Genomic DNA, 20,981 nt, shown 5'->3' with positions numbered 1-20,981 from the left:
GCTATTCTTCCGCGATTCCCGCAAGGTCGCGCGCAAGACCCTTTTTCCGCTCGACCTCCATGCCGCGCAATATCTGGATGCGCTGTGCCTGCGGCGATCCCGCGCCGTGCAGGGATTCCGTCAGGTAACCGACAGCGTTGCGCCCCAGCGTCATATTTTCGATCAGCCGCAGGATGCGTTGGCGGAACTCGACCGGGACATTATGCTTGCCCTTCATATATTTCTCGAGGATCGGGCCGATCTGCTCATTCTTGAAATCGGCGTCCGACGGCATCGTCACCATGATCCCGCCCGCCAGATCCTGCGCCAGCCGCGAAATCTCGTAGGGGAAGCGCGTCACATTGTGCTTGCAGACATTGGCGAGCATCGCGTCGTTCATGAATATCCCCGACGGCAGTTGCTTCGCCTCGTGGCTCGACGCGATCGCCGATGAATAGATCGTCTCGTTGAGGTGCGTCATCTCGACCAGCTTGTCCTTGATATGGCTCGCCGCCTCGGCGCCATTGTAGTCGGCGACCTGCGCCGCGGCCCCGACCATCACGTCGCCCAGCCCGGTTTTGCACACGTAGGACGCACGGTGATAGGCGGTGAAGCGCGCGACCATATCCTGCGCGAACTCATATTCGCCGTCCATCAGCACATGTTCGTGCGGGATGAAGACATTGTCGAAGACGACGAGCACCTCCTGCCCGCCGAAGCGCGCATTGCCCTGGTCGATGTCGCCCTTTTCCATCGCACGCGTGTCGCACGACTGGCGGCCATAGATATAGGTGATGCCCGCGGCGTCGCCGGGAACGAGCCCGACGATCGCGAAGTCGCGATCGGCCTCGCCCATGTTCATCGTCGGCATGACGCAAATCCAGTGCGAATTGAGCCCGCCGGTCATATGCGCCTTGGCGCCGGTGACATAGACGCCCGCGTCGGTCCGCCTGGTCACATGCATGAACATGTCGGGATCGGCCTGTTCGTGCGGGCGTTTCGAGCGATCGCCCTTCGGATCGGTCATCCCGGCGCCGAGGATGATATTGTTACGCTGCGCCTCCGCCATGAAGGCAAGATAGCGCTGGTGGTACGACGTGCCATGCTTCGCATCGATGTCGAAGGTGATCGAGTGAAGGACGCTGATCGTGTCGAGCCCGGCGCAGCGCTGGAAGCAGGTGCCGGTGAGTTGCCCCATCCGTCGCTGCATCCGGTTCTTCATCACCAGATCCTGCGGCGATCCGACGATGTGGAGAAAGCGGTTGACCGGCGCGTCGATCAGTTCGCTGTGTGCGGTCGCGAGGTCGGGATCGTCGATGGCGAGGTCATAGGTCATCTTCAGCGCGTTGATCGACGGCCGGATGATCGGATGGTCGACGGGTTCCTCGACGCGTTCGCCGAACAGCCAGACCTCGACATCGCGGCCCCGCAACGATTCGACATAGTCGTCGCCGGTGCGGATCGGTTTGAAACGGGCCCAGCGAGCAGCGGCGCTCTCCTCGCGCGGACGAGTGGCTTGGTCGGTCATCGTGCAGTCTCCTGATCTGTTTGCGGCAAGGCTAATCGCCAGCCACGGGCAAAACAGGTCATGACAGGCGATAAAAACTCACCATAATGTGCAGGTCATGGCCACGATCGACCGCTATTATTTCAACGTCTGTACCAAGGGCGCCGAGCGTCGGGGCCGGTCGCTCGACGCGCTTGTCGCAGGCACGGGTCTTTCGCCGACCGATTTCGCTCGTCCCGGCTGGCGCGGGCCGGTGGAAGCGATGGCCCTGCTCGTCCGCAACATCTGGGCGGCTCTCGACGACGAATATATGGGTTACACTGCCCGCCGCGCTGCGCCGGGCAGTTTTGCCTTCGCTTGCGAGTTGGCGCTCGAGGGCAGCGACGTCGCCGATGGTCTCCGCCGCGCGGCGCGCTTTTACAATTTGCTCGATGCCGGGATTGCGACCGATATCCACGCCGCCGACGCCGGGCTGGTCGTCGAGGTTCGCTTTGCCGAGCCGGACCGCGATCCCGACCATTATTTCAGCGAGTTCTGGATGATCATCTGGCACCGCCTCGCCTGCTGGCTGGCCGGCGAGACCATCTCGCTGCTGTCGGCCGAATTCGATTATTCGCGGCCCGACGCCTATTTCGAGGAGTTCAAATATCTCTTCCCCTGCCGCCATCGTTTCGATGGCGCTGCACGCCGGATCGTGATGGACGCGCATGCGCTGCATGCCCCGATCCGCCGCACGCCGGCCGAGCTGGAAGCGATGCTGGCGGCCGCCCCGCTCGATATCATGACGATCCCCGCCAGCGACGTCAGCGCGGCGCGGCGGGTACGCCAGCTTCTGACGCGCAGTCCCGACCTGACCCTCGACGAACTCGCCGCCGAAGTGCGCCTCTCGACCCATGTACTGCGCCGCCGCTTGCGCGCCGAAGGAACCAGCCTTGCGACGCTGCGCGAAAATGTCCGGCGCGACCGCGCGACGCGGCTGCTGACGTCGAGCAACGCCACGGTCGAGGCGATCGCCGAAGCGCTCGGCTATGCCGAGGCGCGCTCCTTCACCCGCGCGTTCCGCCACTGGACCGGACTGTCGCCATCGGCGTGGCGCGCGGGTGGCGGGCTCGATGAGACACCCCTTGCCGCGCCCCGCCGGCGGGTCTAGTCGGCTTGCTGTGAGTCCGGCAAAGCGTCCCCTGCCAGCATCGCTGGCCCCCTTCCGCTTCCCCGCCTTTCGCGCCATCTGGACCGCCAACCTCGCCTCAAACATGGGGTCGATGATCCAGTCGGTCGGCGCCGCATGGCTGATGACCGAACTCACCGAGTCTCATCTTTTCATCGCGGCGGTGCAGGCGAGCGCGACGATCCCGATCCTGCTGCTCGGCGTCTTCGCAGGCGCGATCGCCGACAATTTCGACCGCCGCGCGGTGATGCTCGCGGCGCAAGGCTTCATGCTGGTGGCGTCGGCGTTGCTGACCGTCACGACGTGGACGGGCGTGCTGACGCCGGTCGCCCTCCTCGCCTTCACCCTCGCGGTCGGCTGCGGCACCGCACTCAACTCGCCCGCATGGCAGGCGTCGGTGCGCCTGCAGGTCGGGCATGCCGATCTGCCGCAGGCGATTGCGCTCAACACCATCGCCTTCAACCTCGCGCGCAGCGTCGGTCCCGCGCTCGGCGGGCTGCTGATCTCGCTCGCCGGACCAACCGCCGCCTTCGCGCTCAATGCGGTCAGCTATGTCGCGCTGATCATCGTGCTGCTGCGCTGGCACCCGGAGGTGACGCCGCCGCGCCGCACCCCGATGCTGGCGGCGATCGCGGTCGGCATCCGCTTTTGCATGGGGTCGAGCCCGGTGCGCCGCGTGCTGATGCGTGGTTTCGCTTTCGGGCTCGGCGCGGCGGGGTTTCAGGCGCTGCTGCCGTCGCTCGTCCGCGACCGGCTGCACGGCAGCGAAATCACTTATGGCCTCTGTCTCGGCGCCTTTGGTATCGGTTCGATCTTCTGCGCGCTGTGGATCGGCAGCGCGCGGCGGCGTTGGGGCAGTGACCGCGTGCTCGGCGTTGCCGCGATGGCGTTTGCGGCGATGATGATCCCCGTCGCGCTGACGCAGAATCTGCTCGTGGTGATCGCGGCGGCCTTCGTCGCCGGCGGCGCATGGGTGACGACCTTCACGACGCTCAACGTCGCGATGCAGCTCCGCTCGCCCGAGGATATTCTCGGCCGCTGCCTGTCGATCTATCAGGCGGTGACTTTCGGCGCGCTGGCGCTCGGCGCCTATCTGCTCGGGCTGCTCGCCGACCTGACCACCCTGCCGACCGCGATCCTCGTCTCGGGCGCCTGGCTTGCGGTTGCGGCCGTCGTGCTGCGCATCGTCGCGCCGATGCCGACCCGCGACGAAGGGCGGGTACTGCCATGACGGCGCGGCGTGTTGCCGGGGTGGTGCTGGCGGGCGGGCGGTCGCAGCGCTTCGGCCGCGACAAGGCGGAAGAGGTCTATGACGGCCGCAAGCTGATCGAGTGGTCGATTGCGGCGCTGGAGCCCTTCGTCGACACGATCCTGATCGCAGGCCGCAACTATCCGCCTTATCCGTGGGCGCCCGACCGGCCGGACACCGGCATGGGCCCGCTCGGCGGCATCGCGGGCGCAATGGCGGCGGCACAGGCGGCGGACTGTACGCACCTGCTGTCGCTGCCGTGCGACACGCCGCATGTCCCCGCCGATCAGCTCGCGCGCCTTTCTGAGGCCGGGAATTGTACCTATCTGACCGCCTGTCCCGTCATCGGCCTGTGGCCCGTCGAACAGGCCGAACCGCTGGCAAGGCATCTTGCGGCGGGCGGCCGGCGCTCGGTGCGCGCATGGGCCGACGCGCAGGGCGCGACCGCGATCGACGGCGAAGAGATCGCCAACATCAACAGCATCGAGGATTTCGAGCGACTGACCCGCCGCTAGGGAAAGGCGGGCGCCCGGCTGACCATCGCGGGCAATGGCCGTCCCATCACGCCGGTAAACCAGTTGGCCGCGTCGACCGCGTGCGGCAGGTCCAGGCCTGTCGCGATCCCGCTGCGTTCGAGCATGTAAACGACGTCCTCGGTTGCGACATTGCCCGCCGCGCCGGGCGCAAAGGGGCAGCCGCCGAGCCCGCCGAGCGAGGCATCGACCGTCGCCGCGCCCGCCGCAACCGCCGCCCACACATTGGCAAGGCCGGTCCCGCGCGTGTTGTGAAAATGCACCCGTACCGGCAAGTCGCCGACCGCATCGCGCACCCGCCCGACCATTTCGCTGACCTGCGACGGCACGCCGACGCCGATGGTGTCGGCAAGCGCGATCTCGCGCGGCCGCGCGTCGGCGGCACGCTTCGCCATTTCGACGACGCGGGCGATCGCGATCTCGCCCTCGAAGGGACAGCCGAAGGCGGTCGCGATCGTGATCTGGCCGCTTCGCCCCGCCGCTTTCGCCAGTGCGACGATCTCCATCGCCGCGGCGAGCGATTCGCCCGACGACTGCCCCTGATTGCGGATGCCGAACGTATCGCTCGTCACGCAGACCGCGCCCAGTTCGTCGATCCGCCCGGTCGCCAGCGCGCGCTCGGCGCCGCGCCGGTTCAGCACCAGCCCGATATAGGTCACATCCTCGCGCTCGGGCAGCATCGCGACCAGTTCCTCGGCGTCGGCAAGCTGCGGCACTTTCTTCGGATTGACGAAGCTCGTCACCTCGATGCGGCGCGCGCCATAATCGATCGCACGGCGGATCAATTCGGCCTTGTCGGCGGTCGCCACGACCGTCGCCTCATTCTGCAGCCCGTCGCGCGGACCGACTTCGACCATTTCCACCGCCGGATTTTCCACCATTTCGCGTTCCGTTTCCGCCCGAGTCATTTTGCAGGTTGAAAATTACATAGCATTCTAAGTATATCGAATCCACAAGAGTGATGCCCAGCCGGCGCAATATGCGTCATAACCCGGCCGGGGCACCGAAAGGAATGGAATGACCAACACAGGGGGAGCGCTGGACGGTATCAGGGTGGTCGAGATGGGACAGCTCATCGCCGGCCCCTTCTGCGGCCAGTTACTCGGCGACATGGGCGCCGAGATCGTCAAGCTCGAACCGCCGGGCACGGGCGACCAGATGCGCAACTGGGGTCAGGGCGACAAACCGAGCTGGTGGCGCGTCATCGCGCGCAACAAATATTCGGTGGCGGTCGACCTGCGCAGCGAGGAAGGTCAGGCGCTCGCCCGCGAACTGATCGCCAAGGCAGACATCCTGATCGAGAATTTCCGCCCCGGCACGCTCGAAAAATGGAACCTCGACCCTGCCGATCTGCGCAAGACGAATCCCGGGCTGATCGTCGTCCGCGTGTCGGGTTATGGCCAGACTGGCCCCTATTCGGCGCGCGCCGGTTTCGGCGGGATCGGCGAGGCGATGGGCGGCTGGCGCGGCATCGTCGGCTATCCCGACCTGCCGCCGGCGCGCATGGGCGTGTCGATTGGCGATACGCTCGCCGCCACTTACGGGTGCATGGGCGCGCTCGCGGCGCTCCATCATCGCAGCAAGACCGGCGAAGGCCAGATCGTCGACTCGGCGCTGTACGAAGCGGTGCTGCAGGTGATGGAATCGACCGTGTCCGATTATTCGGCGAGCGGCACCAAGCGGCGCCGGACGGGGTCGACGCTGCCCGCGATTGCGCCGTCGAACGTCTATCCGTGCAGCGACGGCGAATATCTGATCGGCGCCAATCAGGACGGTGTCTTCGCACGGCTCGCTGCCGCGATGGGGCGCCCCGAACTGGCGAACGACGAACGCTACGCGACGCACCGCGCGCGCGGCGTGCGGCAGGAGGAGCTCGACGCACTGATCGGCGAATGGACCGCGACGATGACGATCGCCGAGCTGGAAGCGAAGATGGTCGACGCGGGCGTCCCCGCGGGCCGCGTCTTCGATGCCGAAGACATGCTCGCCGACCCGCATTTTGCGGCACGCGAGGCGCTGGTGACGGTCGCCGACGAAGAACTGGGAGAGATCCGGATGCAGGGGGTGTTCCCGAAACTGTCGGCGACGCCCGGCAGCGTCCGCCGCCCCGCCCCGCTCACCGTGGGGCAGGACACCGACGACGTCCTCCGTCGCTGGCTCGGCCGCGAAGGAAAGGACGCATGATCACGCTCTACGGCGGCCCGACCCCCAATGCGCGCAAGATCGCGATCGCGCTGCTCGAAATGGGGCTCGCATGGCGGCTCGAACCCGTCGATATCCTTGCGGGCGACCAGCTCACCCCCGAATTTCTCGCGCTCAATCCGAACAACAAGACGCCGGTGATCGTCGACGACGAAGGCCCGCATGGCCCCGGCTTCGTCCTATGGGAAACCGGCGCAATCCTGCTCTACCTCGCCGAAAAGACCGGGCGCTTCCTGCCCGCCGATCCGGTGAAGCGCGCGATCTGCTGGCAATGGCTGATGTTCCAGGTGTCGGGCGTCGGCCCGATGTTCGGACAGGAGGCGCATTTCACCCATTATGCCAGCGAGCGGCACGACTATCCCATCGAGCGCTACAGCCGCGAGGTCGACCGGCTGATGATGGTGCTCGACAAGCGCCTCGGCGAGGCCGAGTGGCTGGCGGGCGACGACTATACGATCGCCGACATGGCCACCCTGCCCTATCTCCGCCGCCAGTTCATCGACAAGGCCGGACGCTTCCCCAATGTCGAGCGCTGGGGCGCCGCGATGCTCGAACGGCCTGCCGTCGCCGAAGGGATGAAGGTCGGGGTCGCCCGCGCCGAGACGATCGAGGGCGGGCTGACCGGTTTCACCGACGAACATCGCGCGATCCTGTGGGGCGACCGCCAGCACGCGAAGCGCTGACCGTCAGTCGCGCTTCACGGCGGCCTGGTTCGCATCGCCGAACATGTTCGACCACTCCTTTTCGTCGAGCGTCTGGTGCCGTCCGACATATTTCGCCGGCGCCGTCAGATCGTCGCGCGCCATCGCCCGCGCCACCGCCGGCCGCGCCCGGATGCGTTCGAACCAGCCGTGCATCGCGGGCCATTCGTCGAGCCCCATACCCATGACGAACGCCGAGGCACGCCCGGGCCAGATCGCCATATCGGCGATCGTATAGTCGTCACCCGCGACATAGGCGCTCTTCTCCAGCCGCTTTTCGAGTACGGTGAGCAGGCGGTTCAGCTCCTTCGTATAGCGTTCGACGGCATAATCCTGCCCGGCCGGCGCATAGCGCAGGAAATGGCTCGCCTGCCCGCCCATCGGTCCCAGCCCCGCGACCTGCCAGGTCAGCCACGACAGCGTCGCGGCGCGCGCCGCACCCGCTGCGGGCAGAAAGCACCCGCTTTTTTCGGCAAGATATTGCAGGATCGCGCCCGATTCAAAGACCGCGATGGGCTCGCCGCCTTCGCCGGGGTCGTTATCGACGATCGCCGGCAATTTGTGATTGGGATTGATCCGCCCGAACGCGGCGGTGAGTTGGTCGCCGTCGAAGATGTCATAGGGAATGACGCGATAGGCCGCGCCGATCTCCTCGAGCATGATTGCGATCTTCTGCCCGTTCGGGGTCGCGGAATAGTGAAGATCGATCATCTCAACGGATCTCGTGAAGGACATGGCGGACGCCGAAATCGGTCCGCTCGCCGACCCCGACCGCGAGCAGGCCGTTCAGCCAGCCATATTTCGCGCTCGCGGTTTCGAACACCGGCGCGATTCGCAGATAATATCGCGACGGATCGACATCGGGCGCCGAGGGATCGGCAAAGGCGGCGCGGACATCGTCGGGAATGACGTTGCGTCCGGTGTAGGACAGATAGATGAGTTCGCCGTCATCGGTCTGCCACACCGCCCGGGCATCGAAGGTGCCGACCGAAGCCGCCTCTCCCAGCCGTCCGCAGCGCGACCAGTTGCCGCCGCCGGGCAGGACGATACCGTTGATTCGCGGTCCGAAAAACCGCCCGCCGCTGATATATCCCATGCGATGATCGCCGAATGGCGACGCGCCCATGCCGATGATGCCGCCGCCAACCTCGAACTCCACCGTGCACAGATGGGTGCTTGCGAGAACGGGATAGCCGGCTTCTCCATTTTCGTCGTTCATCTTGCGAATCCTCTTCCAAAGCTATGGACAAGCATAAAACCATTAGTATACTAAGGGTCAATCAGATTGACGGATCGGGGTCCCCTCCCCGGCACCGTCGGCATCGTTCCAAGGGAGGGTAGCATGAAGGCGTTCAACCAGATTCTGTTGTCGGGAGTCGCGACGGTCGCGATGACGGCATTCGCCGCGCCGGCGCTGGCGCAGACGGCGGCCGCAGAAGCCGACGACAGCAACACGAACGAAATCATCGTCACCGCGCAAAAGCGCGAACAGAGCCTGCAGGACGTGCCGATTTCGATGGAAGTCGTCAGCGGCGCCAAGCTCGCCGAGTTCAACACCAGCGACATCAAGGCGGTGATGAACTACACGCCGAACGTCTTCGTCCAGTCGACCGCGGGCAACGACGTCATCTATATCCGCGGTTTCGGTTCGCCGCCGGCGAACTTCGCCTTCGACCAGTCGGTCTCGCTCTATGTCGACGGCATCTACGCCGGTCGCAGCCGCCAGGCGCAGGCGCCCTTCTTCGACCTCGAACGTGTCGAAGTGCTGCGCGGCCCGCAGGGCGCGCTGTTCGGCAAGAACACCGCGGCGGGCGCGGTCAGCGTCGTGTCCGCCGGGCCGACCAGCCAGGCCGAGGGCGCCTTCACCGCGCTCTATAACTTCGACCACAAGGGTTTCGACGTCTCGGGCTATGTCTCGGGCCCGCTCAGCAGCACGCTGTCGGCACGCCTTGCGTACAAGATCGTCAAGCAGGACGGCTATATCCGCAACCTCGCGACCAATCACGACGATCCCGAAACCAAGTCGCAGCTCGCGCGCCTGACCGTCAAATGGGAGCCGTCGAACGACTTCGATTACACGCTGAAGGCCGAATATGGGAACCGCGACATCGTCGGCGGGATCACCGTGTCGAGCCCGCTGACCAGCGGCCAGGATCCGCAGGACACGCGCTATCTCGAACGCTCGGCGCTCGGCCGCGAAGGCAACCGCAATGAATCGGTAATGATCTCGGGCGTCGGCAACCTGGCGCTCGGCGATTTCACCCTGACGTCGGTCACCGGCTATAGCTGGTTCAAGTCGAAGATCACCAACGGCTTCGACCAGACGATCCCGAACAGCGGCGGCGCGCATACCGTCAACTCGGTCTACAACGCCTTTCCCGAGCGCTTCGACCAGTTCTCGCAGGAAATCCGCATCCTGTCGCCGGTCGGCGAAACCTTCGAATTCATCGCGGGCGCCTATTACGACAAGTCCGACTATACGCTGGAACAATATCAGGGCTTCAACATCCCCAATCTGTTCCTTTCCATCCCCGGCGCGACGCCGACCGATCCCCGCATCCCGATCTTCGACGGTCCGTATCTGGCCCGCATCGACAGCATTTTCCGCCAGAAGGCCGAAAGCTGGTCGGTCTTCGGACAGGGCACGCTCAATATCAGCGATGCCTTCCGCGCGATCGGCAGCCTGCGCTATTCGCACACCAAGAAGGACGGCAGCTTCCGGACCACGCTCGCGTCGGCTTCGAACGGCCTCAACGGACAGCCCTTCCCGCTGCGTCCGATCACCAACGCCGACGGCTCGATCAGCGAGGGTAACGTCGATCCTTCGGTGACGCTGCAATATGACATCGCACCGCGCATCATGGTCTATGGGACCTGGGGCCGCGGGTCGAAATCGGGCGGTTTCGTGTCGAACACCCTCGGCACCGTCGACAGCACCTTCACCTTCGAACCCGAACGGTCGGAGAATTTCGAGGCGGGCATCAAGTCGACGCTGCTCGACGGCAAGCTCGTCGCCAACGTCTCGGTCTACAAGACGAAGTTCAAGGACCTGCAGGTCTCGGTCTACCAGCCCGCGACGTCGAGCTACCTGACCGGCAACGCCGCCGCCGCGACGTCGAAGGGGGTCGAAGGATCGCTCAGCATCTTCCCGGTCCCCAATTTCGACATCAGCGCCTCGGCCGCCTATTCGGACATCAAATATGACGATTATCCGGGCGCCGCGTGCCTCGCGTCGCAGCCGGTGACCTGTACCCCGGCGACGAACAACCTCGCCGGCTTCCCGGTCGCCTATTCGTCGAAGTGGACGGGCAGCGTCACCGCGCATGCGCGTTTCGACATGTCCGATGCGATGAAGCTCGACATCACCGGCGTCGCCGCCGGCCGTTCGAAATATTTCAATTCGGACAACCAGAGCCCGATCTTCGGCGTCCAGGGCGGCTATGTGAAGCTCGACCTGCGCGTCCAGCTCGCCGATCAGGACGACCGCTGGCATCTGGCGCTGGTCGGCAAGAACCTGACCAACCAGAAGACGATCGGCAGCGCGTTCAACCTGCCGGCGCCGATCACTCCGGTTCCGCGCGCGATCCTCTACCTCGAACCCACCCGCAACATTTCGGTCGAGGCCGGATTTAAATTCTGATGTCCCGGGGCCCGGCCACGATCGACGCTTTCCTCGACAGGGAAGCGGCGGTCGCGGTCGTGACCTCCTATGCGTCGGCGCTCGATGCGCGCGACTGGATCACGTATCGCTCCCTCTTCACCGACGAGATCGCGATCGATTATGGCGCGATCGGCTCGCTCGTCGCGACTGTGCCCGCGGACGAGTGGACAAACCGCTGCAAGGCGCTCGAAGGCTTCGACGCGACCGCGCACCGGCTGCACAATATTGTCGCGACGATCGACGGTGACCATGCGACGGTGGCGAGCATCGTCGACGCCGTCCACCTCGTCGGGATCGAGGACCGCGCACTGCTCGGCGACCTGATCGGGCGCTACACGCATCGGCTGGTGCGGCGGGACGGGTGGAAGATCGCCGGCGTGACATTGACCGTCGTCGGCTATCCTGCCGGAAAGAAGGCGTTCGACGACGCCTTCGCAGCCGCACGCGCCATTTTCGCCGAAGGAAGCCCCCCATGATCGATGCTTATTTCACCCCCACGCCGAACGGCCACAAGGTGTCGATCATGCTCGAAGAAACCGGGCTGGCGCATAATCTGATCGCGATGAACATGCTCGAGGGCGATCATCTGACCCCCGAATATCGGCGCATAAACCCCAACGGCCGCCTCCCCGCCATCGTCGATCACGACCCGGTCGGTGGGGGTGCGCCGCTGCCGGTGTTCGAAAGCGGCGCGATCCTGCTCTATCTCGCAGAGAAAAGCGGCCAATTGCTCCCCGCCGATCCGCGCCGCCGGTCGCAGGCGCAGCAATGGCTGATGTGGCAGATGGCCAGCTTCGGCCCGATGCAGGGCCAGGCGCATCATTTCATCCGCTACGCGCCCGAGGGCCAGAGCTATCCTGTCGAACGCTATCGCAACGAGACGCTGCGCCTGCTCCATGTCCTCGACGGCCGGCTGCGCGAAACCGATTATCTGGCGGGCGAATATTCGATCGCCGATATCGCATGCTGGCCATGGACGCGGGCGATCCGCGCGATCGGCCTGACCCTCGACGATTATCCGGCGGTCGCCGACTGGTTCGCGCGGATCGGCGAGCGCCCGGCGGTGATCGCCGGCACCGACGTGAAGAACGCCGCCAACCTGTCGAGCGCCCGCCCGGCGCTGACCGAGGAGCAATGGTCGAACCTGTTCGGCAAGAATATGCTGGAAGCACCGAAACGCTGATCCGATCCGTCATTGCGAGGAGCGAAGCGACGCGGCAATCCCCAGCTTGCGGAAAGACAGCCGATAGCTGGCGATTGCTTCGCTTCGCTCGCAATGACAAAGTTGTGGACTAAACCGTGTCGGCGTGGCCCCACTGATATTCGATCTTGCCGCCCAGCCGCCGCACCGCGACCCAGTCGCCGCCCGCAAGGCTGTCGTCCTCGATCAGCGCGATCACTCCGCCCGCAATATCCTCCGGCAGGCACGCCTCGTTGTTCGCGAGCACCGTCTTCATCCATTCGGACTTGCCGCCCGCCCCGGTCGTGTCGAGGATCGGCGTATCGACGAGGCCCGGCAGCATCCCGGCGACGCGGACGTTGCATTCGTCCTTCAGCGAAGCGCAACAGCGCGTGAACATCATCACCGCCGCCTTCGTCGTCGCATACATCGCATCGTAAAAGCCGGTGCCGAGCGCCACGGTCGAGACGGTGTTGACGATCACCCCGCCGCCCCTCGCCTTCATCGCCTGCACCGCGATCTGCGTCGCCGCGACCAGCGAGGTGATGTTGACGTCGATGATCCAGCGGATGCGCGCGGCATCGACGTCGGGGAATTGCGGCAGGCCCGAGACGACCCCGGCATTGTTGTGCAAAATATCGACGTCGCCATGCGCGCGGAACCATGCCTCGACCGCCGGGATATCGGAGAGATCGAGCCTGTGCACGCTGACACTGGCGCCCGTCGCCTCGACCAACCGCGCAGTCTCCGCCAGCCCTGCTTCGTTGACGTCGACCAGCGCTACCGTCGCCGCGCGGCGGTTCGCCAGCATCACGGCGGTCGCACGGCCGATGCCGCCTGCCGAGCCGGTGACGATCGCGCTCTTGCCCCGGATATCCATCTCTTCTCTCCCGTCGATCTTGTCGCTACCGTAAAGCACATTGACAGATAAACTTAAATACCTAAGTATTTTTTGACCGAGAAGACTCGTGCGTTTTTGGGGAGAGTTATGACCGAAGCCACCGCGCTCAATGCCGGCGCCGCAGCGTCCGACAGCGGCCATGCGCTGCGCCGCAACGTCGCGCTCGCGATGCTGTTCGTGGTCGGCACGATCAACTTCGTCGACCGCCAATTGCTGTCGGTCCTCGTCGAACCGATCCGCGCCGAAATGGACTTCAGCGACACCCAGTTCGGGCTGCTGACCGGCCTCGCCTTCGCGCTTTTCTACGCCGCAATGGGGGTGCCGGTCGCGATGGTCGCCGACCGCTGGAACCGGGTCAAACTGATCGGCATCGCCTGCGTCGTGTGGAGCGGTTTCACCGCGGCCTGCGGCATGGTCTCCAACTTCTGGCAACTCGCGCTGATGCGCTTCGGGGTCGGTGCAGGCGAAGCGGGCGGCACCGCGCCGTCGCTGTCGGTGATCGCCGACTATTATCCCCCGGCACAGCGCCCGCTGGCGATCGGCCTCTTCACCTGCAACGGCCCATTCGGCGTCTTCGTCGGCGCGACTTTCGGCGCGTGGGCGGCGGCCAATATCGGCTGGCGCAATGCCTTCATCGTCATCGGCATCGTCGGGATCCTCGTCGCACCGCTGCTGATCTGGCTGGTCCGCGAACCGGCGCGCGGGGCGATGGACACGCACAAGCCCGCCGACGAAGCGCTTCCCTTCAGCCAGAGCCTTGCTATGTTCTGGCGCCGTCCGTCGCTGCGCATGGTGATGATCGGCAGCGGCCTCGCGGCTTTCGTCAGCTATGGCATGCTCAACTGGATCCCCGCCTTCCTGATGCGCACGCAGAAAATGCCGCTCGACGCCATGGCGACATATTTCGGGCCGGCCGCGGGGATCACCTTCGGCATCGGCATCCTCGGCGGCGGCTGGCTGGTCAGCCACCGCGCGAAGATATCGGCGCGCGCCTATGGCACCATTCCCGCACTCGCAACCCTGGTGCTGATCCCGACCTTCATCGCCGCTTTGCTCGTCGATAGCTGGCAGGCCTCGCTCGCCCTGATGCTGATCCCGATGGCGGCGTGCACCGCTTACGTCGCCCCCGCCCTCGCACTGGTCCAGAACCTCACCCCGCCGCGCAGCCGCGCGACCGCCGCCGCGGTGCTGATGCTGATGTTCAACATCGTCGGCCTCGGTCTCGGGCCGCTGTTCGCGGGGATCGTCAGCGACGCGCTCAAACCCGCACACGATGTCGACAGTCTCCGCTGGGCGCTGATGGCGCTGATGCCCTTCGCCGCCGCCGCGGGGATCGCGCAGTATCGCATGACGCGCTATCTCGAGAAGGATTTCGCCGAATGACCGATGTCGCGGGCAAGACCGCCTTCATCACCGGCGGCGCGAGCGGGCTCGGCCTCGCCACCGCAAAAGCGCTCGCCGCAAAGGGCGCCGCGGTGATCCTCGCCGACATCGACGGAGCCGGCGCCGAGGCCGCCGCCGCAGACATGAGGAGCGAAGGCGCCAACGCCCTCGGCCTCCAGCTCGACGTCACCAGCGAGGATAGCTGGGCGGCAGCCGGCGCCAGGGCGCGCGATTTCGGCCCGGTCCGCATATTGTTCAGCAACGCGGGCGTCGGCGGCGGTTCGGGACCGTTCGAGCAATATGACACCGACGTCTGGCGCTGGAACTATGCGGTCAACGCGCACGCGCATCTCTATGCCTGCCGCACCTTCCTCGGCGAGATGAAGGCATCGGGCGAGCCGAGCCATCTCGTCATCACCAGCTCGATGGTCGCGATCGTCCCGCCGCCGATCTCGGTCGCCTATATCAGCTCCAAATATGCGACGCTCGGCATCGCGATGGCGCTGCGCAACGAACTCGCCGAAAGCTGCGTCGACATTTCGGTGCTGATGCCCGGCATGTCGGCGACGCGGATCGTCGAGACGACGCGCGAGCTGCGCCCGGTCGAGGTCGAAGTCGGCAAGGCCGCAGCGACCAGTCAGGCGATGCAGGGCGTGCTCGCGGGCGGCATGTCGCCCGACCGGATCGGCGCGCGTGTCGTGCAGGCGATCGAAAATGGCGATTACTGGATATTCACCCACCCCGAATGGAAGGCGATGGCCGAACTGGTCACGCAGGACATGCTGGCGTCCTTCGGTCCTTCGGCCGATCCGGGGTACAAGGGCGACGATATCGACGGGCTGATCGCGGCCAACGGCGGCCGCATGTTCGGCGCGAAATCTTGAGGAGCAGACATATGGCAGAACAGGACGATATCCGCGCGATGGCGCAGCGTTTCTTCGACGCGATCGAGGCGGGCGATATTGAGACGATGCGGGGCAGCTTCACCCGCGATGCCGAAATCTGGCACAACACCGACGAGTTGATCGTCACCCGCGACCAGACCGCGCAGACGCTGACCGGCATGGTCGCGCGGATCAAGGACCGCGAATATGCCGACCGCCAGCTCACCACCTTTCCCGGCGGCTTCGTCCAGCAGCATGTCCTGAAGGGCCGCCGCGTCCACGACGACGGCGCAGTTCGCCTGCCGTGCGCGATCGTGTGCAAGGTGACCGACGGCAAGATCACCCGCCTCGACGAATATTTCGACAGCGCGCACGTCGCCGAATTCCGCAAATTCGCCAACGCCTGAGGAGTTAGCCATGCCCGTCCTGCGCCAGGTTCCCCGCTCGGAAGTCACCGACGAGACCGTCACCGCTTATTACAACCGCCTGTTCGGCGACCGCGATCCCGTCGCCGAGCCCGGCACCGCGACCGGCACGCCCGGCGACTGGTGGACGGTGTTCGCACTGTCGCCCGACATCTTCGAACATGCGGTCAAGGGTTTCGCCGTCTATCGCAACCCCGCGCGGACGATCGATCCGGTGCTGCGCGAGCTTGGCCAGACCCGCGCCGGCTGGGTCAAGGGCAGCCAGTTCGTCTTTTCGCAGCATTGCAAGTCGCTGCGCGGCCTCGGCGTCAGCGAAGAGAAGATCGCCGCCATCGCATACTGGACCGTCGCCGATTGCTATAACGATCAGGAACGCGCGGTGCTCGCTTATGCCGACTGCCTGAGTCAGGCCGGCGGGCGCGTCCCGCTCGAGGTGTTCGACAAGCTCAAGACCTTCTGGAACGACGAGCAGATTTTCGAATTCACCTACATCACCTGCCTCTACGACATGCACGCGGTGATCACCCGCGCGCTGCGCATGGAATATGACGCGCGCGAAGATCCGATTGTCGAGGTCGCGGCGCCCGAAGGCTTCAGCGCCGCCGACTTCCTCAGCGCGCCGCGGCCCGCGAACGGCTGATGAGCGACTACGGCACACCCGAGGTCGTCGCGACGGGCCTTCGCTTTCCCGAGGGTCCGGTGCCGATGGCAGACGGGTCGGTGCTGCTCGTCGAGATCGCGCGCGGCACACTGACCCGCGTCGCGCCCGACGGGTCGCTGTCTGTCGTCGCAGAGCTCGGCGGCGGGCCGAACGGGCTCGCGATCGGCCCCGACGGCGCCGCCTATGTTTGCAACAACGGGGGCTTCCAGTGGATCGAGGCCGGAGACCTGCTCTTTCCCGGCCATGCCGCGAAGGCCGAAGCCTGTGGATCGATCCAGCGCGTCGATCTTGCGACCGGTACCGTGACGACGCTCTACGACGGCTTCGAGGGTGAACGGCTGAAAGGTCCGAACGATATCGTCTTCGACGCGGACGGCGGTTTCTGGTTCACCGATCATGGCCAGGTGCGCGGCACCGGCCGCGATCATGGCGCGATCTATCACGCCGCCGCCGACGGCTCGAAGATCACGCGCCAGCGCGCCGAGATGATGGGCCCCAACGGCATCGGCCTGTCGCCCGACGGCCGGACGCTCTACGCCAGCGAGACGATGACCGCGCGCGTCTGGGCGATGGACATCGTCGCGCCCGGCACCCTCGCGCCGCCGCCGCCATGGGCGCCCGGCCGCTTCGTCGGCACGCCGCCAGCCTTTCGCCTGCTCGACAGCCTCGCGGTCGAGGAAAGCGGCCGCATCTGCGTCGGCACGATGGTCGAGGGCGGGATCACCGTCTTCGACCCCGCGGGCGGCGCCCTGGAATTCGTCCCGCTGCCCGACATCGGCATCACCAACATCGCCTTCGGCGGCGCCGATCGCCGCGACGCCTATATCACCGCATCGACCACCGGCACCCTCTACCGCGTCCGCTGGCCGCGTCCGGGCGTGCGACCGCATTAATCGTCAACTTAATTGACAGTTATCGCCTGCTATGCTAGGAAAGACTCAAGGAAGAGGATGGGCATGAAATTCTATAACTCCATCGGCCCCAACCCGCGCGTCGTGAAGCTGTTCATGGCCGAAAAGGGTATCGAGATTCCCGAGGTCATAATCGACCTGCGCGGCGGCGAGAACCGGCGGGCGCCCTATAATGTCGAAGTGAACCCGGCGGGCCAGACCCCGGCGCTCGCACTCGACGACGGCAGTATCCTCACCGAAATCACCGCGATCTGCGAATATCTGGAAGAGCGTTTCCCCGAAACGCCGCTGATCGGCAGCACGGCGGAGGAGCGCGCGAACACGCGCATGTGGACCCGCCGCGTCGATATCAAGATCTGCGAGCCGCTGACCAACGGCTTCCGCTACGCCGAAGGGCTACCGCTGTTCGAGACGCGGATGCGCTGCCTGCCCGAAGCAGCGGCGGGGCTGAAGGCCATCGCGCAGGACGGCATTGCCTGGCTCGATCCGCTGATCGCGGGCCGCGATTTCATCGCCGGCGACCGGCTGAGCCTCGCCGACCTGCTGCTTTTCGCCTTCCTCGATTTCGGCGTGTCGGTCGGCCAGCCGGTCGACCCCGCCTTCGCCAACGTCAATGGCTGGTACGAACGGATGAAGGCCCGCCCCAGCGCCAACCCCAACTGAGTTTATGAAAATAGGAGACGGATCATGGCTGCACCCAACAACGAATTCGAATTCCTTGGCGTCAACCACCTCGCGCTCGTGTGCAAGGATATGGCAAAGACGGTCGAATTCTACCGCGACATCCTCGGCATGCCGCTGACCAAGACGATCGATCTGCCGGGCGGACGCGGCCAGCATTTCTTCTTCGACATCGGCAACGGCGACAGCCTCGCCTTTTTCTGGTTTCCTGAAGCGCCCGAGGCAGTTCCGGGCATTTCCGCCCCCGCCGCGCTGCCGACGCAGGGCAGCTTCATCTCGGCGCACGGGTCGATGAACCACATCGCGATCAACGTCCGCGCCGACAAGTTCGACGATTATTACAACCGGCTGGTGGAAAAGGGCATCAACGTCAGCAAGGTCCTGAACCACGACGACAGCCCGATGCAGTCGACCGACGAACTCCACCCCGGCGTGTTCGTCCGCTCGGTCTATTTCTTCGACCCCGACGGTGTCTGCCTTGAATTTGCGGCATGGACCAAGGAGTTCGACGAGAGCGACGTCGCGCACGATCCGGTGCAGGCCGACGGGACCAAGCGCGAAGGCTTCATCACCGGCCGCACCCCGGTGCCCGCCGAATAACAAGCGTTTCTACTGGGAAGCACTCCGGCCCGGCGGCACAACCGCCGGGCCCTTTTTTGCGACCTTGTCGCGGCCCGACGAAAGCGCGATAGCATATCGGCAACCGACGAAAAGGTCCGGCCATGAGCGAACTGACCATCTGGACCTATGACTGGGTGCCGGAAATGCCGCGAGGGTTCGTCCGCGACCTGCGGCTCCGCTGGGCGTGCGAAGAGGCCGAGCTTCCCTATAGCGTCCGCACCGTCGCGTTCGACGATCGCGCGACCAATCATCTGGAACAGCAACCCTTCGGCCAGGTGCCGTTCCTCAGCGATGGCGGGGTCGAGATTTTCGAGAGCGGTGCCGGGCTGCTCCATCTGGCGCGCAAGAGCGAACGACTGATGCCCGGAGACCCAGCGGGCGAAGCGGCAACGGTGCAATGGACGATCGCCGCGCTCAACTCGATCGAGATGGTTTCGGTCCCGTGGTGGTTTCTGAAAATCTCGGGCGATGCCGACAACAAGCTGGCCGGATGGCTGACCATGCGCCTCGGCCAGCTCGAGGACATATTGCGCGAACGCGAGTGGCTGGCGGCCGGGCGCTTCACCGTCGCCGACCTGCTGATGGCCGACGTGCTGCGCGTTGCCGATGTCCGCGCATTCGGCGACCGGCCGGCGACCGAAGCCTATGTCGCGCGCGTCACCGGCCGTCCCGCCTTCCGAAAGGCCTATGCCGACCAGATCGAGCATTTCGAGGCGGCCGACGCCCGGCGCTGAAGCTCCCTCGTTTCAACCCACCGCGCGGTCGCGCCCTTCCCAATAGGGCGCGCGCAATTCGCGGCGCAGCACCTTGCCCGACGGGTTGCGCGGCAGCGCATCGATATAGTCGACCCGCTTCGGCGCCTTGTACGCGGCGATCCGCTCGCGCGCCCAGGCGATGACATCGGCGGGTTCGGGGTGGAGGTCTGCCGACGCCACCACCAGCGCCATCACCGCCTCGCCCCATTTGTCGTCGGGGATGCCGATCACCGCGACATCGGCGACGCCGGGGCACCCCATGATCGCGCTTTCGACCTCGGCCGGATAGACATTCTCGCCCCCCGACACGATCATGTCCTTGATCCGGTCGTGGACGTAGTAGAAGCCATCGGCGTCGCGGTAGCCGACGTCGCCGGTGTGGAGCCAGCCACCGGCCAGCGTTTCATCGGTCGCCGCAGCGCGGTTCCAATATTCCTTCATCACGATGCCGCCGCGGATCGCGATCTCGCCGATCTCGCCCTCGCCGAGTTCCTTGCCCTCGCCATCGAGGATCGCCATCGCCGCCCCCGGCCAGGGCTGGCCGCACGAGGTCAGCTTACCCGGCAAGTCATGCGCGGCCGGCGACAGATAGGAACCGCCGCCGGCGGATTCGGTCATGCCGTAAAATTGCACGAAATCGCAGCCGAAGGTCGCCCGCGCGCGGCGCAATACATCCTCGGCAATCGGCGACGCGCCGTAAGCGATCGACTTGAGCTCCGGATAGGCCGCGCCGTCGGCATCGGGCTGGAGCAGCATCATCTGGATCATCGCCGGGGCGAGGAAAGCATGCGCGACATCTTCCTCGCGCAGCATGCGGATCGCGTCGGGGGCGGTGAAATCCTTGACCAGCACCAGCCGCCCGCCCTGCGCCAATCCCGAGAAACTGACGTTCGTCCCCGCGACGTGGAACAGCGGCATGACGATCATCACCGTCTCGTCCTCGCCATAGGCAAAGCCGTCGACCTCGGTCGCGGCCTCGAGGAAGGTCCGGTAATTGGCGTTGGTGAGCACGACCCCCTTGGGCAGGCCCGTCGTGCCGCTGGTGTAGAGCTGGAGCACATCGTCGGCGAGCTGCGGCGGGTCTGCCGGCGGCGCGTCGGATGCGCCCGCCAGCCACGCCTCGAACGGTTCGAACGCCGGATGTTCGCCGTACAGCGCGATCAGCCGCGGCGGCGAAGCCAGCCCTGCGACCGCAGCCAGCGCGCAATCGAAGAAATCCTCGCCAACGAACAGCAGTTTCGGCTCCGCGTCGCCAAGGATGAAGCCGATCTCCCCCGGCGCGAGGCGGCAGTTGATCGGCGCGAAGCAGGCACGCGCCCGCGCGGTACCGAAGAACAGCGGATACCAGCCGTCATGATTCTTGGTCAGCGCCGAGACCCGGTCGCCCGGGGCGATGCCAGAAGCGATCAGGGCGTTCGCAACGCGGTTCGATCGCGCATCGAGTTCGGCGAAACTCGTCTCGCGCGCCCCGAACTTCACCGCAGTCGCTTGCCCCCGCACCCGCGCCTGCGCCGCCGGTATGTCGGCCAGCGTCCGGATGGCATCCAGATCGATCATTTCGCTCTCCCTTTGGTCCTGT

22 protein-coding genes are annotated in these 20,981 nt (G+C 65.6%); 16 read left to right on the top strand and 6 right to left on the bottom strand.

Features of this window, described 5'->3' with window-relative positions:
- Nucleotide 1: 1 nt before the first annotated feature.
- Nucleotides 2–1,507 carry a 4-hydroxyphenylacetate 3-hydroxylase family protein gene (locus V6U71_RS06395; RefSeq protein ID WP_411341461.1) on the bottom strand — a complete coding sequence of 502 codons (1,506 nt, stop codon included), beginning with the start codon at nt 1,505–1,507 and terminating at the stop codon, nt 2–4.
- 97 nt (nt 1,508–1,604) lie between these two features.
- On the opposite strand from V6U71_RS06395, the gene V6U71_RS06390 reads away from it, so the two are divergent.
- From V6U71_RS06390 to mobA, 3 genes are read left to right on the top strand one after another with little or no spacing between them, the layout of a single operon-like run.
- Nucleotides 1,605–2,636 carry an AraC family transcriptional regulator gene (locus V6U71_RS06390; protein WP_411341460.1) on the top strand — a complete coding sequence of 344 codons (1,032 nt, stop codon included), beginning with the start codon at nt 1,605–1,607 and terminating at the stop codon, nt 2,634–2,636.
- A gap of 10 nt (nt 2,637–2,646) precedes the next feature.
- Nucleotides 2,647–3,885, top strand: coding sequence for an MFS transporter (locus V6U71_RS06385; protein WP_167346259.1), 1,239 nt, complete (start codon nt 2,647–2,649; stop codon nt 3,883–3,885).
- Entirely contained in the window at nt 3,882–4,418 is a 537-nt protein-coding gene (gene mobA, locus V6U71_RS06380) for a molybdenum cofactor guanylyltransferase (protein WP_411341459.1), read from the top strand. Before V6U71_RS06385 ends, mobA begins: the two co-directional genes overlap by 4 nt.
- Here mobA and V6U71_RS06375 read toward each other — a convergent pair.
- Nucleotides 4,415–5,344 (bottom strand): hydroxymethylglutaryl-CoA lyase, encoded by a 930-nt coding sequence (locus V6U71_RS06375; protein WP_411341458.1) that lies wholly within the window; start codon nt 5,342–5,344, stop codon nt 4,415–4,417. The genes mobA and V6U71_RS06375 overlap by 4 nt on opposite strands.
- Before the next feature lie 109 nt (nt 5,345–5,453).
- Between V6U71_RS06375 and V6U71_RS06370 the strand changes: the two genes are divergently transcribed.
- Both V6U71_RS06370 and V6U71_RS06365 read left to right on the top strand, forming a co-directional pair.
- Nucleotides 5,454–6,620, top strand: a complete 1,167-nt coding sequence (locus V6U71_RS06370; RefSeq protein ID WP_411341457.1) for a CaiB/BaiF CoA transferase family protein — start codon at nt 5,454–5,456, stop codon at nt 6,618–6,620.
- Entirely contained in the window at nt 6,617–7,321 is a 705-nt protein-coding gene (locus V6U71_RS06365) for a glutathione S-transferase family protein (RefSeq protein WP_411341456.1), read from the top strand. The genes V6U71_RS06370 and V6U71_RS06365 overlap by 4 nt, the downstream gene beginning before the upstream one ends.
- A gap of 3 nt (nt 7,322–7,324) precedes the next feature.
- Here the strand turns inward: V6U71_RS06365 and V6U71_RS06360 are convergent, their stop codons facing one another.
- Nucleotides 7,325–8,050: a glutathione binding-like protein gene (locus V6U71_RS06360; protein ID WP_411341455.1), complete on the bottom strand. Its 726-nt coding sequence runs from the start codon at nt 8,048–8,050 to the stop codon at nt 7,325–7,327.
- Nucleotide 8,051: 1 nt separating this feature from the next.
- Nucleotides 8,052–8,558 (bottom strand): DUF3237 domain-containing protein, encoded by a 507-nt coding sequence (locus V6U71_RS06355; protein WP_411341454.1) that lies wholly within the window; start codon nt 8,556–8,558, stop codon nt 8,052–8,054.
- Nucleotides 8,559–8,681: 123 nt separating this feature from the next.
- Here V6U71_RS06355 and V6U71_RS06350 point away from each other — a divergent pair, with 123 nt between their 5' ends.
- The 3 genes from V6U71_RS06350 to V6U71_RS06340 are packed head-to-tail and all read left to right on the top strand — an operon-like array spanning nt 8,682 to nt 12,183.
- Nucleotides 8,682–10,979, top strand: a complete 2,298-nt coding sequence (locus tag V6U71_RS06350; protein ID WP_411341453.1) for a TonB-dependent receptor — start codon at nt 8,682–8,684, stop codon at nt 10,977–10,979.
- Nucleotides 10,979–11,476 (top strand): nuclear transport factor 2 family protein, encoded by a 498-nt coding sequence (locus tag V6U71_RS06345; protein WP_411341452.1) that lies wholly within the window; start codon nt 10,979–10,981, stop codon nt 11,474–11,476. Before V6U71_RS06350 ends, V6U71_RS06345 begins: the two co-directional genes overlap by 1 nt.
- Nucleotides 11,473–12,183, top strand: a complete 711-nt coding sequence (locus tag V6U71_RS06340; RefSeq protein WP_411341451.1) for a glutathione binding-like protein — start codon at nt 11,473–11,475, stop codon at nt 12,181–12,183. The genes V6U71_RS06345 and V6U71_RS06340 overlap by 4 nt, the downstream gene beginning before the upstream one ends.
- Nucleotides 12,184–12,292: 109 nt before the next feature.
- On the opposite strand, the gene V6U71_RS06335 is transcribed toward V6U71_RS06340, so the two are convergent.
- Complete coding sequence (locus V6U71_RS06335; protein WP_411341450.1) at nt 12,293–13,060, bottom strand: SDR family NAD(P)-dependent oxidoreductase; 768 nt, start codon at nt 13,058–13,060, stop codon at nt 12,293–12,295.
- A 108-nt stretch (nt 13,061–13,168) separates the two neighbouring features.
- Between V6U71_RS06335 and V6U71_RS06330 the strand changes: the two genes are divergently transcribed.
- The 8 genes from V6U71_RS06330 to V6U71_RS06295 all read left to right on the top strand — a co-directional run bounded on the left by V6U71_RS06330 (nt 13,169) and on the right by V6U71_RS06295 (nt 19,381).
- A complete protein-coding gene (locus V6U71_RS06330; protein WP_411341448.1) occupies nt 13,169–14,464 on the top strand; it encodes a spinster family MFS transporter in 1,296 nt (431 codons plus the stop codon).
- Nucleotides 14,461–15,348: an SDR family NAD(P)-dependent oxidoreductase gene (locus tag V6U71_RS06325; protein ID WP_411341447.1), complete on the top strand. Its 888-nt coding sequence runs from the start codon at nt 14,461–14,463 to the stop codon at nt 15,346–15,348. The genes V6U71_RS06330 and V6U71_RS06325 overlap by 4 nt, the downstream gene beginning before the upstream one ends.
- A gap of 11 nt (nt 15,349–15,359) precedes the next feature.
- Complete coding sequence (locus V6U71_RS06320) at nt 15,360–15,755, top strand: nuclear transport factor 2 family protein (protein ID WP_411341446.1); 396 nt, start codon at nt 15,360–15,362, stop codon at nt 15,753–15,755.
- 10 nt (nt 15,756–15,765) lie between these two features.
- Complete coding sequence (locus V6U71_RS06315; protein WP_054588368.1) at nt 15,766–16,413, top strand: carboxymuconolactone decarboxylase family protein; 648 nt, start codon at nt 15,766–15,768, stop codon at nt 16,411–16,413.
- Nucleotides 16,413–17,327: an SMP-30/gluconolactonase/LRE family protein gene (locus V6U71_RS06310; RefSeq protein ID WP_411341445.1), complete on the top strand. Its 915-nt coding sequence runs from the start codon at nt 16,413–16,415 to the stop codon at nt 17,325–17,327. The genes V6U71_RS06315 and V6U71_RS06310 overlap by 1 nt, the downstream gene beginning before the upstream one ends.
- A 63-nt stretch (nt 17,328–17,390) precedes the next feature.
- Entirely contained in the window at nt 17,391–18,008 is a 618-nt protein-coding gene (locus V6U71_RS06305; RefSeq protein WP_411341444.1) for a glutathione S-transferase family protein, read from the top strand.
- A 24-nt stretch (nt 18,009–18,032) separates the two neighbouring features.
- Complete coding sequence (locus V6U71_RS06300; protein ID WP_411341443.1) at nt 18,033–18,626, top strand: VOC family protein; 594 nt, start codon at nt 18,033–18,035, stop codon at nt 18,624–18,626.
- A 122-nt stretch (nt 18,627–18,748) separates the two neighbouring features.
- Entirely contained in the window at nt 18,749–19,381 is a 633-nt protein-coding gene (locus tag V6U71_RS06295) for a glutathione S-transferase family protein (protein ID WP_411341442.1), read from the top strand.
- Between the two features lie 12 nt (nt 19,382–19,393).
- Here the strand turns inward: V6U71_RS06295 and V6U71_RS06290 are convergent, their stop codons facing one another.
- On the bottom strand, nt 19,394–20,959 hold the full coding sequence (locus V6U71_RS06290; RefSeq protein WP_411341441.1) for a long-chain-fatty-acid--CoA ligase: 1,566 nt from the start codon (nt 20,957–20,959) through the stop codon (nt 19,394–19,396).
- Nucleotides 20,960–20,981: the final 22 nt, after the last annotated feature.

Origin of the sequence: Sphingopyxis sp. J-6 (assembly GCF_046603995.1) — a bacterium.
Lineage (GTDB): Bacteria > Pseudomonadota > Alphaproteobacteria > Sphingomonadales > Sphingomonadaceae > Sphingopyxis.
Note: the sequence above shows the minus strand (reverse complement) of the source record. Positions and strands in the feature narration are given on the sequence as shown.

Excerpts from the sequence above, each read along its gene's own strand:
- V6U71_RS06370 (WP_411341457.1), top strand. The coding sequence starts at position 5,454 with ATGACCAACACAGGGGGAGCGCTGGACGGTATCAGGGTGGTCGAGATG.
- V6U71_RS06365 (WP_411341456.1), top strand. The coding sequence starts at position 6,617 with ATGATCACGCTCTACGGCGGCCCGACCCCCAATGCGCGCAAGATCGCG.
- V6U71_RS06290 (WP_411341441.1), bottom strand. The coding sequence starts at position 20,959 with ATGATCGATCTGGATGCCATCCGGACGCTGGCCGACATACCGGCGGCG.
- mobA (WP_411341459.1), top strand. The coding sequence starts at position 3,882 with ATGACGGCGCGGCGTGTTGCCGGGGTGGTGCTGGCGGGCGGGCGGTCG.
- V6U71_RS06390 (WP_411341460.1), top strand. The coding sequence starts at position 1,605 with ATGGCCACGATCGACCGCTATTATTTCAACGTCTGTACCAAGGGCGCC.
- V6U71_RS06330 (WP_411341448.1), top strand. The coding sequence starts at position 13,169 with ATGACCGAAGCCACCGCGCTCAATGCCGGCGCCGCAGCGTCCGACAGC.
- V6U71_RS06310 (WP_411341445.1), top strand. The coding sequence starts at position 16,413 with ATGAGCGACTACGGCACACCCGAGGTCGTCGCGACGGGCCTTCGCTTT.
- V6U71_RS06300 (WP_411341443.1), top strand. The coding sequence starts at position 18,033 with ATGGCTGCACCCAACAACGAATTCGAATTCCTTGGCGTCAACCACCTC.
- V6U71_RS06375 (WP_411341458.1), bottom strand. The coding sequence starts at position 5,344 with ATGACTCGGGCGGAAACGGAACGCGAAATGGTGGAAAATCCGGCGGTG.
- V6U71_RS06360 (WP_411341455.1), bottom strand. The coding sequence starts at position 8,050 with ATGATCGATCTTCACTATTCCGCGACCCCGAACGGGCAGAAGATCGCA.
- V6U71_RS06295 (WP_411341442.1), top strand. The coding sequence starts at position 18,749 with ATGAGCGAACTGACCATCTGGACCTATGACTGGGTGCCGGAAATGCCG.
- V6U71_RS06325 (WP_411341447.1), top strand. The coding sequence starts at position 14,461 with ATGACCGATGTCGCGGGCAAGACCGCCTTCATCACCGGCGGCGCGAGC.
- V6U71_RS06305 (WP_411341444.1), top strand. The coding sequence starts at position 17,391 with ATGAAATTCTATAACTCCATCGGCCCCAACCCGCGCGTCGTGAAGCTG.
- V6U71_RS06320 (WP_411341446.1), top strand. The coding sequence starts at position 15,360 with ATGGCAGAACAGGACGATATCCGCGCGATGGCGCAGCGTTTCTTCGAC.
- V6U71_RS06355 (WP_411341454.1), bottom strand. The coding sequence starts at position 8,558 with ATGAACGACGAAAATGGAGAAGCCGGCTATCCCGTTCTCGCAAGCACC.
- V6U71_RS06335 (WP_411341450.1), bottom strand. The coding sequence starts at position 13,060 with ATGGATATCCGGGGCAAGAGCGCGATCGTCACCGGCTCGGCAGGCGGC.
- V6U71_RS06340 (WP_411341451.1), top strand. The coding sequence starts at position 11,473 with ATGATCGATGCTTATTTCACCCCCACGCCGAACGGCCACAAGGTGTCG.
- V6U71_RS06315 (WP_054588368.1), top strand. The coding sequence starts at position 15,766 with ATGCCCGTCCTGCGCCAGGTTCCCCGCTCGGAAGTCACCGACGAGACC.
- V6U71_RS06350 (WP_411341453.1), top strand. The coding sequence starts at position 8,682 with ATGAAGGCGTTCAACCAGATTCTGTTGTCGGGAGTCGCGACGGTCGCG.
- V6U71_RS06395 (WP_411341461.1), bottom strand. The coding sequence starts at position 1,507 with ATGACCGACCAAGCCACTCGTCCGCGCGAGGAGAGCGCCGCTGCTCGC.
- V6U71_RS06345 (WP_411341452.1), top strand. The coding sequence starts at position 10,979 with ATGTCCCGGGGCCCGGCCACGATCGACGCTTTCCTCGACAGGGAAGCG.